Below are 10,939 nucleotides of genomic sequence, written 5' to 3'. Positions count from 1 at the left end.
CGCGCGAAACATTGGGGCAGGATCGCTTACATATTTTATTTATTGAATGTTAACCTGTCCGGCCGTCCGCGGGACGGGCAACCGGGGCGTCGTGCCTTGACGCAGGCGGCCGCACCCTATATTTAACCCATGTGTTAATTAGTGAAACGAAAGAGGCGGCCTGATGAAACTTCCTGTATTCCCCCCGTCACCAAACTCCCGCAAAGTGCTGGTTGTGAACAGCCTTTTGGGTTTGGACCTGCCGGTCCGGATCGTGGACCTGCAGGCAGGTGAACAATTTCAGGAAGCATTTGCAGAGCTTAACCCAAATGCCAAGGTGCCGGTGCTGGAGGAGGATGACGGGTCTTCGCTGTGGGAATCCAACGCGATCATCAACCGTCTGTGCTCCGACCGGGAAACGCCGCTGTGGCCGCAATCAAACCAGCGCTATGATATCATGCGCTGGCAGTTCTGGGAGGGATGCCATTGGACGCCGGTCTGCAGCAAATTTATCTCGCGCCACCTCTTCGGACGGGCGGATATCGACATCGAGGCCGCGGCGGAGGACTTTCACAAACTCGCCAAGGTGCTGAACGGTCATCTGGACGGGCGCAACTGGCTGTCGGGAGAGCTGATGACCGCGGCGGATATCTCGGTTGCGGCGATCCTGTGCTATCGCGAGCCCTGCCGCTACCCGGTTGAGGGCTACAGCAATATCCTGCGATGGATGGCCCGGATTGAGCGGCTGGAGGCCTGGCAAACAGTCAATCCAGCCCCGCAGGCGGCGGAGTAGAATGGCAAATGCCCAATGGCAGGTAGCCCCTGCTTGGCCTTGGGGTTAGGCGGAGCAATGGCAAAGGGTTTCACCCGCTGCGCAGCCGTGGCAAAATGCGGATTATGGACCACCCGCTGATCGACCTTATCAACGCCCGGATCGAAGCCGCCGAAAAGGACGGTGCCTTTGACAATCTGGCGGGCGCCGGCAAGCCGCTGCCGGACTGCGATGACCCGGAACACGCATTGATCAACCGGCTGGTGCGCGAAAGCGGCGGGGTGCCGGAGTTCGTCAGCCTGTCGCGCGAGTTGCAGCGCCTGCGGGCCGAGCTGCGCGAGACCGGCGACCGCAGCCGCCGGATGGAGATCCTGAAGGACATGTCGATGATGGATGCGCGCATTGAACTGGCGCGCAAGTCCTACAGTAAATAGGCGCTGTTATGCTTTGATTTCCGGCCAGATTTCCGGATCCAGCCCGTCGGTGAACGGGGCCAGAACACCGGCGTATTGTTCCCATTTCCCAACCGAACGCGTATGCACGGTCTGCCTGACCTGTGTGTTGGACAGGGTCAGAACCTGGCCCTTGTGGCGTTCGGGGTGGGCCATGTCCGCGACCCAGTCCAGCCCGCAGAACTCGGCCAGCTTGCGGCTTTCGCTTTCGATATCGGACACCAGGCTCTCATAACGCAGATCATAGATCCGGCCCGGCATCACCCGGCGCCAATGCTGCATCAGACGGCCATAGAGATTGAAACGGTGCGCCATCGCTTTCAGGTCATAGGCATAGGTGAGCGAACTGCCGGAGAAATAACCGCGCCAGATCGACAGCGCCACATCGCGCGGATCGCGGCACAGATGCACAAACCGGGCCTTGGGATAGGCGGTCAGCAAGTGGCCCAGCAGGCGGTAATTGTCCGGCATCTTGTCAACATAGGCCGCGGTGCCCGCGGGCATTTCAGGCAGCCGGCTGATGTCCTCAACCGCGAAGTTCCGGGCGGCCTCGGGGGTGAAATCCTGATCCTTGTCCAGGTATGGATGCAGCAGGAAGGCGGGCACGCCGCGTTCACCCAGGGGGAAGACATCTGGGTGCAGGCCGATCACCGTTTCGGTGAGGGTGGTGCCGGAGCGCGGCATCCCCACCACATAGATCGGGCGCGGGCCGTCCGGGGCGGTGTCAGCCGGGGGGATGGCTTGCGGAAAAGCCGCCATGATGCGGCTGAACTGGCGTTCGCTGTCCTCGTAATCATAGGGGTTCTGCGCCGCCATACAGGCATTGGCTTCGTCGTTGTGGGCCGCAAAAGCCTGTTTGTCGCCGCACTGGTCGGATATCCGCGCCAGCGCAAAGCTGACATTGGCCCGGTCCAGCGAGCGCGGCGGGGCGGCTTTCAGCGCCTTTTGCGCCACCGGCAGCAGTTCTGCGTTCTGTTCACGGCTGTTGAGCCGGGCCAGCATCTCCAGCACCTGGCTGTCCTTCGGGTCCAGATCCAATATCGCGAGGCACTGGGCGCGGGCGGCTTCGGTCTCGCCGTTGGAGATCAGCTGGCTGGCCAGCCGCCGCCGCGCTTCCAGGTTCTCCGGCGCCAGGGCAACCGCCTTTTGCGCGGCTTCGGTGGCTTCATCCTGACGCATGAGTCGGGCCAGCGGCAGGCTGATATTGGTCAGCGCGTCCACGTCATCAGGGTTCAGGCGCAGGGTGGCCTGATAGTCTTCCAGCGCCGCTTTTTCATCGCCCAGGTTCTTCCATGCCATCGCCCGCAGCCGCAGCATCCGCGGTTGCTTGCCATCGCGGGCAAGGGCGCCGTTTGCAGTCGCAATGGCTGCCTCGGGATCGTTCTGCACCAGCTGCGCCTGTGCCTTCAGATACAGCGCGCCTTGATCTGCGGGCAGATCCGCCAGCACCCGGTCCAGCAGTTTCATCGCGGTCTCGCCCTGCTGCAGGAACAGAAGCGTCTGCGCCAGGTTCTTGCGGGCATCATGAAAGCCGGGCGCCAGGACCAGCGCCTTTTTGAAATGCGGCACCGCATCGCGGTGTTTGCCGAGACCGGACAGGGAGATTCCGGCAATGTTGGGAAAATCCGGATGGCTCTTGTGCCGCTTCATCCCGGCCTTGGACTGTTTCAGCGCCTGTTTGAACCTGCCCTGATTGAGAAAGCCGAACGCTGCCTGGAGGTCGTTCTGAAGGGTCATGTGGCCTATCCGTCTCTTAATGTCAGGGCAGCTGTTTTCCGGATGTGCGCAGGCTCTTTGCGCAGGGGCAGTCCTGGTTTAGAAAATCAGCATGTGCGGACGATTTGCCATAACACTGCCTACGGATGCAATGGCGCAGCTGTTTGCGGCGCAGCCTGCAAACAATCTGCCCAGAGTGCCCGACTTCAATGTCTGCCCGGCCAGCCCGGTGCATGCGGTGCAGGCAGGCGAAGCAGGGCGGCAGCTGGTTGCCATGCGCTGGGGCTTCCTGCCGCATTGGTACAAGTCTGAAACCGCCGGGCCGCTGCTGATCAACGCGCGGGCAGAGACGATTGCGGAGAAGCCCGCATTTGCCGCAGCCTGCCGCGAACGGCGCTGCCTGATCCCGGCCACGGGGTTCTATGAATGGACCAAAGCCGCCGGCGGCGCCCGGCTGCCCTGGTACATCCACCGCAGCGACGCAGCCCCCTTGGCCTTTGCCGCAATCTGGCAGAGCTGGGGAGCGGAAGACCCGGTCAAGACCTGCGCCATTGTCACCACCGCGGCAAATGAGGCGCTGTCGTCCATTCACCACCGGATGCCGTTGATTCTGGAGCCGCAGGACTGGGGCGTATGGCTGGGTGAGCAGGGGCCGGGTGCTGCGCGGCTGATGCAGCCGGGGGCGGCGGGCATCCTGGAGTTCCACCGGGTGGATCCGGCGGTGAATTCCAGCCGGGCCGAAGGGCCGGAGCTGATCGAACCGTCGGAGGACGGCGGCATCCCGCGCGGCCGGCTGATCTGAGGCTACTCGGCGGCCTCGCGCGGCGGCAGGTCGCGCTGCGGCGCGCGGCTGAGGCCGTTGGCGGCGATGGCGGCCTTTTGCAGCAGGGCTACAAAGGTTTCCCGCTCTGATTCCGTAAGCCCCGTCAGGATGCCCGGCTGGGCGGCCCGCACAACCGGCAAAAGCCGTTTAAGCAACGCGTCGCCTTCGCCGGTCAGGCTGACCTCGCGTGCGCGCCGGTCCGCCTTGCTGATCCTGCGTGCCACCAGCCCCTTTTCAACCAGCCGGTCCACAACCTTTCCCAGGGTGGCCCGGTCATAGGCTATCAGCCCCGCAACCGAGGCCTGGTCGATGCCGGGGTGGCGGTAGATCGCGGTCATGGCGGAAAACTGCACCGGGGTGAGGTCAGTGCCTTGCTCCGCCATCCGGTCCATGAACTGGGCCACGGAGATCTGGTGCAGCCGCCGGATCAGGTGGCCGGGCAGGGTGTGGATGTCCAAAGGGTCGCTGTCCATGGCCTTCTGCTGGTCCTTGCCGTTCTGCTGGTTCCGTTCTGCTGGTGCCGGCCGCCTGTCTGCGGGGCTGGCTGCCTTGACTGCCTTACTGCCCTGTGCGCAGTGCGCGCAAGTTTTATTGCCGCAGCTGCGGCAATTGCGGCTTTTCCTTGCCCAAGGGGCGCGGTAGAGCAGGGATATGGCATTGAAATTCACCTCCCTGCAAGACTTCTATGCCCATGGCTTTGACACCGTGATCGATGTCCGCAGCCCGGCTGAATTTGCCGAGGACCACGTGCCCGGCGCCATCAGCCTGCCGGTGCTGGATAACGCGGAGCGGGCAGAGGTCGGCACCATCTATGTGCAGGACAGCCCCTTCAAGGCGCGCAAGCTGGGCGCGGCGCTGGTGTTCCGCAATGCCGCAAACCACATCGAGCAGCGCCTGAGCCATCATGAGGGCGGCTGGAGGCCGCTGGTTTACTGCTGGCGCGGCGGCCAGCGGTCGGGGTCCTTCACCTGGATGCTGCAGCAGATCGGCTGGCGCGCCGAGGTGGTGGAAGGCGGTTATCAAAGCTACCGCCGTCTGGTGAACGCGGCGTTGTATCAGACCGCGCTGCCGCACCGGCTGGTGGCGCTGGACGGCTATACCGGATCTGCCAAGACCGAGGTGCTGAAACGCGCCGGGCAGCTGGGTGTGCAGGTGCTGGATCTGGAGGGGCTGGCCAATCATCGCGGCTCGCTGCTGGGGGACATGCCGACGCCGCAGCCGTCGCAGAAGGGGTTCGAATCCGCCCTTGCCGGCGCAGTGATGCAGCTGGACCCAGGCCGCCCGGTGCTGGTGGAGGCCGAATCGAGCAAGGTGGGCCAGCGGATTATTCCGCCCTCCGTCTGGGCAGGGATGAAGCAGGCGCCGCGGATCGAACTGCAGGTGCCGGCTGCGGCCCGCTGCCGCTATCTGGTGGCGGCTTATGACGATATTCTGTCAGACGCGGACGGTCTGCGCGAAAAGCTGGCGCCCCTGCGCGCCTATCGCTCGGGCGCAGTGGTGGAGGGTTGGTTTTCCCGCATCGCCGAGGGCGACAAGGCAGGGCTGACCAAGGCGCTGATGGCCGAGCATTACGACCCCGCTTACCGCAAATCCCGCGCTGCCATCGGCGCAAAGGTTGCTGCCACTGTCGAAGCCGGCGCGCTGGATGACGCCGGGCTGGACGCTGCAGCCGCCCAGGTTGCCAGGATCATCTCCAGTCTGTGACCGGCGATGCTCCCGCCCGTCGCAGGCGCAGCAAAGATGCCCCCGCTCCCGTTGGGCGTGGCGCTGCGCTGACGCGCAGCAGGCCTCCGGCAGGAGTATTTCTGACCAGACAGAAACCTGGGAGCAAGCGGGCGTTCCAGGCTTCTTTCTGGTTGCCGGTATTCCGGGCTGAATTGGCCGCAAGGCCAAGAGGGGCTGGCCCCTTGCCGCAGAAAAAAACCTCAAACGCTCAGGATGATGGCGCCGTGGTTTGAAGTCACCCTGCCAATCAGCGCAGCCGGGTATCCGGCCAGGCAGAGCTGCTCCAGCAGGAGTTGCGCCTGATCCGCCGCCACCGCTGCCAGCAGCCCGCCTGCGGTTTGCGGATCGAACAGCAGATCCTGCCAGCCGGTGGTCTTCAGCGCGGGCAGGGCAGCCTGATTTGACGGGAACAGCGAGGACCGGATGCCGCGGTCGGCCAGCTCTGCCGCGCCCTGCATCAGCGGGATTTTTCCGGTGAAGATTTCGGCCCCGGTCCGGGATGCTTCGCAGAGGCCGAGCAGGTGGCCGATGAGGCCGAAGCCGGTGACATCCGTCATCGCATGGGCGTCTTGCAGAATGCGGGCGGCGGCGCCTTGCGGCTGGCTCATCCGGTCCAGCGCGGCGGCGATCCACGCGCCCTTTGCCTCGCCCGCCATCTCCGCCGCCATCAGCACGCCAGAGCCAATGGGTTTGGTCAGGATCAGCGCATCGCCGGGTTCAGCTCCGGTCAGGGTGATCGCGGGGCGGCGGCACAGGCCGGTGACGGTGAAGCCCGCCGTCAGCTCATCCCCCAGGGAGGTATGGCCGCCGATGATGGCGGCGCCGGCGTCCTGCATGACCTCGGTTGCGGCGGCCATGATCTCCTGCAGGGTGCGGGACTGCAGCGCGGGCGACATCCGCGGCAGGATCAGATTGGCGGTGGCGGCCTGCGGATCCGCACCCATTGCCCAGATATCGCCAAGCGCATGCACGGCGGCGATGCGGGCCATCATCACCGGGTCGTTGCAGAAGCTGCGCAGATGGTCGGTGCTGATCACCTGCTGGACGCCGCCGGTGGTCAGCAGGGCGGCATCATCGCCGGGCAGCGGGGTGATGTCCGGGCGGTCCGCAACTTGCAGCCCGGAAAGGGTGCCCAGCAATGCATCCCGCCCGACCTTGGCGCCGCAGCCGCCGCACATCGGCTTGTCGCCAAGTGCCGCGTCCATGCCCAGCGTGTGTTCGGCGGGCAGGTCCGGCGGGTCCATGGCGGGCAGGTCGCGGAACTTTTCCATGAAGGCCTGGTCGATGCGGTCTTTCCAGGTCCACATCAAAGGGCCTGACAAAGTGGCGCCGAAGCGTTCGCCCAGGGCGTCTTTGCGGCCCATCGAAATGAGCTTCAGGTAGTCCTTTTGCGGGTGGTATCTGCGCAAGGGGTCGCCGGTCAGGATGCTGCGCAGGTTGTGGTACAGCACCGGCGCCTGGCGTACCGCGTAAACGCCCGCTTTGGGGCGCGGGGCAAAGTCCATATGGGCGCAATCGCCGGCCGCAAAGACATTGGCGGCGGAGCTTTGCAGGGTTTCACTCACCCGGATGAAGCCATTCCGCAAGGCGAGGCCGCTGGCGCTGAGCCAGCCGTAAGGGCGGGCGCCGGCGGCGCCGGTGGTGAACTCTGACAGCAGCTCGCGTCCGTCCTGAAGGACGATATGGTCCGCTTCGATCCGCTCAATCCGGACGTTTTCTTCCAGACGCACGCCGTGTTCGACCAGCGCGCGGCGCAGCCTGCGGCGGGCCTGTTCACCAATTGTGCGCAAGGCCGCGTCGCTGTCGATCAGCGTGGCCTGGGCCAGGCGGCCGCGGCTTTTCAGGGCAAAGGCCATCGCCAGGATCAGCTCCGCCCCGGCGACGCCGCCACCGATCACCGCAACATGGGCGGGGCTGCTGCCCTCGCGGAAGGCGGCCCATCGGGCGGCGAAGCCACCCAGCGGTTTGGCGGGGATGCCATGTCCGGCAAAACCCGGCAGGTCCGGCATGGCGGAGGTGATGCCGATATCGACCGAGGCGGCATCATAGGCAATCGGCGGGCGGCCCGGCACATGCACCAGCTGGGCCGCGGTGTCGATATGGTTTGCCGCGCCCAGCACCACGCGGGCACCGGCAAAGCGGGCGAGGCGCACCAGATCGATGTCCAGATCCTCGCGCGGATAATGACCGGCGACGTAACCGGGCAGCATGCCGGAGTAGGGCGCCGCGGGACCGGGGTTGATGACAGTCAGCCGGGCGCCGGGCAGGGGCCGCATGCCCCATTTGCGCAGCACCAGCGCATGGGAGTGGCCGCCGCCGATCAGCACCAGATCACGGGTCAGGGGAAAACGCGAAAAATCCATGTCATGTCCTGCCTTTGCAGCGGTCCGGAAGGCGCACCAAAGCGGACCTTATTGGGGGGTGTCGGTGCGGCTTGCGGTCTTGCGTTCCTCATCCTCCCGCGTGTCATGGGTGGCCCAATGGTCATCCTCGCCCGCCGTGGGCATGGTCTCGCGGCTCTCCTGCCGGTGAATATGCACCTTGGCAATGAAATTTGCGGTCACCGGTGCGGTCAGGAACAGGAACAGCGTGATCATCAGTTCGTGCATCGAGAAGGATTTCTCAAACGCTGCAGCATGCAGCATCGAGGCCAGCAGCACGCCGCCGACGCCCAGGGTGGTGGCCTTGGTCGGGGCGTGCAGGCGCGACATGGGATCGTTGAGTTTCAGCAGCCCGAAGGAGCCGACAATGCCAAAGATCCCGGCGATCACCAGGAAGGCGGCAACAAGCAGTTCTAACAGGCTTTCCATATGTCTCCCCTATTCGATGATATTGCCGCGCAGGATAAAGCGCGCGTAGGCCACGGTGGAGACAAAGCCGAGCATGGCAATGATCATTGCTGCTTCGAAAAAGATCTCGGTTCCCAGCGTCAGGCCGTAGAGCACCATCAGCGCGATGGCGTTGATGAACATGGTATCCAGCGCCAGGATGCGGTCGGCCACATCCGGCGCGGTGACGATCTTCCAGAGGTTCATCAGCATCGCGAGGGCAAAGCAGGCAAAGGCAAAGGTCGAAGCGCTTTCGATCATTCGAAAATCTCCATCAGCCGGCGCTCGTAGCGCTGTTTGATTTCATCCCGCACCGCGTCCGGGTTGGGCGCGTCGAGACAATGGACCAGCAGGCTGTGGCCTTCGTCCGAAATATCTGCCGACAGGGTGCCTGGCGTCATGGTGATGGTGCCGGCCAGGGCGGTGATCGCTTCGGGTGTTTTCAGGTCAAGCGGGATGGTGATCCAGTTGGGCCGGCGATCGGCATTGGGTTTGAACAGCACGATGCGGGCGACGATGATATTGGCCTGGACGATGTCCAGCAGCACGACCAGGATGTATTCGGCGATTTTCAGCGGGCGGCGCAGCTGGGGCCGGTTGGGCCAGAAGGGCTGGGTCACGAACGGGATCAGCACGCCGAGCATGAGGCCGAAGATCAGCGAGTTGAGCGACCAGCTGTTGACCAGCAGGAGCCAGGTCAGCGTCAGCAGAAGCGTGAGCAGGGGGTGCGGGAACAGCCGCCAGACCAGTTTCATTCTGCGTGCCTCCCCAGCACAGTTTCGATGTAGGCGGTCGGCGCGTAAAGCTGCGCCGCCGTGGCTTCGGCATAGCGGGTGGCGGGACCGGCAAAGACGGTGAGCGCCACCAAGCCGCCAAGCAGGCCGAAGCAGGCGGCAAAGGGCAGCTGCGCCGGTCTTGCGGCCAGGTCTTCCAGTGGCGGTTCCTCGCTGGTATCGGTGTCCCGCGGCGGCAGCCCGTGGCCTTTCCAGAACAGCAGCGAGCCTGCGCGGGCCATGCCGATGATGGTGATCAGGGAACCGGCCAGGATCACGGCCCAGATCCAGGCGGCAAGATCAACGCCGCGGGTGGCGTCCAGCACCAGCAGCTTGCCCAGGAAACCGGACAGCGGCGGCATGCCCGCAAGGGCGATGGCTGCAGCAAAGAACAGCGCCGAGATCAGCCCGGTCTGCGGCATCGGCAGCTGCGCCTGGATCCAGGGACCCTGCCGTTCCATCACCAGATCGGCAACCAAGAACAAGAGCGCCGCAGCCAGGGTCGAATGGACCAGGTAATACAGGGCAGCTGCCGCGGCCGAAGGGGTGAACAGCGAAATCGCAATCAGCAGCGTGCCCATCGAGGCGATGGCGCCGAAGGCTGCCAGCCGGCCCAGCTTGTTGGAGCCGAGAACGCCGATGGCACCTGCGCCAAGCGTCAGCAGCGCGGCGGGCATCAGCCAGGCCTCGGTCAGGCCGGCGGTGGCTTCAACCTCCGGGCCGAAGACAAGCGTGTAGATGCGCAGGATCGAATAGGCGCCGACCTTGGTCATGATCGCAAAGAGCGCGGCAACCGGCATCGGCGCATTGGCATAGGCCGATGGCAGCCAGAAGTGCAGCGGCAGCAGCGACGCCTTGATGGCAAAGACCAGCAGCAGCATCACCGCGCCGACGCGCAAAAGGGCGGTGTCCTCGGCCGGGATCTGGGCCACTTTTACGGCGAGATCAGCCATGTTCAGGGTGCCGGTCACCGAATAAAGCGTGCCGAGGGCAAACAGGAACAGGGTAGACCCCAGGAGATTGAACACCACATACTGCACCCCGGCCTGAAACCGGCGGGTGCCGCCGGAGTGGATCATCAGGCCGTAAGATGCGATCAGCAGCACCTCGAAGAAGACAAACAGGTTGAACGCATCGCCGGTCAGGAAGGCGCCCATGATGCCCATCAGCTGGAACTGGAACAGCGCGTGGAAGTTGGCGCCGCGAGTGTCCCAGCCGGAGCCGATGGCGTAAAGCAGGACGGGCAGGGCCAACAGCGAGGTCAGCACGATCATCATCGCCGACAGCCGGTCCAGCACCAGCACGATGCCGAAAGGTGCCGGCCAGTCGCCCAGCTCATAGACCTTGACGGTGCCGTCCAGCGTCTGTGCGGCCAGTGTCAGCGAGATGGCGGCCAGCAGCACCACGCTGGCCAGCGAGAAGATCCGCTGCAGGTCGAGATGGTGGCGCACTGCCATGATGATGAAGGGTGCCACCAGGGCGGGCAGCACCACCGGCGCGATCAGAAGGTGGTCGATCATGCGTCGTCTCCTGCGCCTTCGGGTTCAACCGGCATCGCAGTGCGGTCATCGCGGGACGACAGATACGCCCCCAGCGCAATCATCACCACCACGGCGGTCATGCCGAAGGAGATCACAATTGCGGTCAGCACCAGCGCCTGCGGCAGCGGGTCGGTATAGGCGACCTCTTGATACTTGTTGAGGATCGGCGGCGCGCCGGTTGCCAGCCGTCCGGTGGCGAACAGGAAGACGTTGACTGCGTAGGTGATCAGCGACAGACCCAGGATCACCGGGAAACTGCGGCGGCGCAGGATCAGGTAGATCCCGGCCGCTGTCAGGATGCCCACGGCAGAAGCGACGAGAAGTTCCATA

12 protein-coding genes are annotated in these 10,939 nt (G+C 64.6%); 4 read left to right on the top strand and 8 right to left on the bottom strand.

What is annotated here, in order from left to right:
* Positions 1-163: 163 nt before the first annotated feature.
* Together VOI29_RS03375 and VOI29_RS03370 are read left to right on the top strand one after the other, a co-directional pair.
* Positions 164-772 carry a glutathione S-transferase family protein gene (locus VOI29_RS03375; RefSeq protein ID WP_323776028.1) on the top strand — a complete coding sequence of 203 codons (609 nt, stop codon included), beginning with the start codon at positions 164-166 and terminating at the stop codon, positions 770-772.
* Positions 773-876: 104 nt separating this feature from the next.
* On the top strand, positions 877-1,185 hold the full coding sequence (locus VOI29_RS03370) for a DUF1992 domain-containing protein (protein ID WP_323776031.1): 309 nt from the start codon (positions 877-879) through the stop codon (positions 1,183-1,185).
* 6 nt (positions 1,186-1,191) lie between these two features.
* Here VOI29_RS03370 and VOI29_RS03365 read toward each other — a convergent pair whose 3' ends face one another.
* Positions 1,192-2,940 carry a tetratricopeptide repeat-containing sulfotransferase family protein gene (locus tag VOI29_RS03365; RefSeq protein WP_323776027.1) on the bottom strand — a complete coding sequence of 583 codons (1,749 nt, stop codon included), beginning with the start codon at positions 2,938-2,940 and terminating at the stop codon, positions 1,192-1,194.
* A 91-nt stretch (positions 2,941-3,031) separates the two neighbouring features.
* Here VOI29_RS03365 and VOI29_RS03360 point away from each other — a divergent pair, with 91 nt between their 5' ends.
* The gene (locus VOI29_RS03360; RefSeq protein WP_323776026.1) at positions 3,032-3,721 is read left to right on the top strand and encodes an SOS response-associated peptidase; all 690 of its coding nucleotides are present in this window, start codon (positions 3,032-3,034) and stop codon (positions 3,719-3,721) included.
* Positions 3,722-3,723: 2 nt separating this feature from the next.
* On the opposite strand, the gene VOI29_RS03355 is transcribed toward VOI29_RS03360, so the two are convergent.
* Positions 3,724-4,215: a MarR family transcriptional regulator gene (locus VOI29_RS03355; RefSeq protein WP_323776025.1), complete on the bottom strand. Its 492-nt coding sequence runs from the start codon at positions 4,213-4,215 to the stop codon at positions 3,724-3,726.
* 178 nt (positions 4,216-4,393) lie between these two features.
* Here VOI29_RS03355 and mnmH point away from each other — a divergent pair, with 178 nt between their 5' ends.
* Complete coding sequence (gene mnmH / locus VOI29_RS03350; protein ID WP_323776024.1) at positions 4,394-5,446, top strand: tRNA 2-selenouridine(34) synthase MnmH; 1,053 nt, start codon at positions 4,394-4,396, stop codon at positions 5,444-5,446.
* 221 nt (positions 5,447-5,667) lie between these two features.
* Here the strand turns inward: mnmH and selD are convergent, their stop codons facing one another.
* The 6 genes from selD to VOI29_RS03320 are packed head-to-tail and all read right to left on the bottom strand — an operon-like array spanning position 5,668 to position 10,938.
* Complete coding sequence (gene selD / locus VOI29_RS03345; RefSeq protein ID WP_323776023.1) at positions 5,668-7,830, bottom strand: selenide, water dikinase SelD; 2,163 nt, start codon at positions 7,828-7,830, stop codon at positions 5,668-5,670.
* Positions 7,831-7,878: 48 nt separating this feature from the next.
* On the bottom strand, positions 7,879-8,277 hold the full coding sequence (locus VOI29_RS03340) for a Na+/H+ antiporter subunit G (protein ID WP_323776022.1): 399 nt from the start codon (positions 8,275-8,277) through the stop codon (positions 7,879-7,881).
* Positions 8,278-8,286: 9 nt separating this feature from the next.
* A complete protein-coding gene (locus VOI29_RS03335) occupies positions 8,287-8,556 on the bottom strand; it encodes a K+/H+ antiporter subunit F (RefSeq protein WP_323776021.1) in 270 nt (89 codons plus the stop codon).
* Complete coding sequence (locus tag VOI29_RS03330; RefSeq protein ID WP_323776020.1) at positions 8,553-9,050, bottom strand: Na+/H+ antiporter subunit E; 498 nt, start codon at positions 9,048-9,050, stop codon at positions 8,553-8,555. The genes VOI29_RS03335 and VOI29_RS03330 overlap by 4 nt, the downstream gene beginning before the upstream one ends.
* Entirely contained in the window at positions 9,047-10,585 is a 1,539-nt protein-coding gene (locus tag VOI29_RS03325) for a monovalent cation/H+ antiporter subunit D (protein ID WP_323776030.1), read from the bottom strand. Before VOI29_RS03325 ends, VOI29_RS03330 begins: the two co-directional genes overlap by 4 nt.
* Complete coding sequence (locus tag VOI29_RS03320; protein WP_024089737.1) at positions 10,585-10,938, bottom strand: Na+/H+ antiporter subunit C; 354 nt, start codon at positions 10,936-10,938, stop codon at positions 10,585-10,587. The genes VOI29_RS03325 and VOI29_RS03320 overlap by 1 nt, the downstream gene beginning before the upstream one ends.
* Position 10,939: the final 1 nt, after the last annotated feature.

This window comes from Leisingera sp. (assembly GCF_034669605.1).
Taxonomy (GTDB): Bacteria; Pseudomonadota; Alphaproteobacteria; order Rhodobacterales; family Rhodobacteraceae; genus Leisingera.
The sequence above is the reverse complement of the archived record's forward strand: the minus strand, read 5'-3'. Positions and strand labels throughout refer to the sequence as shown.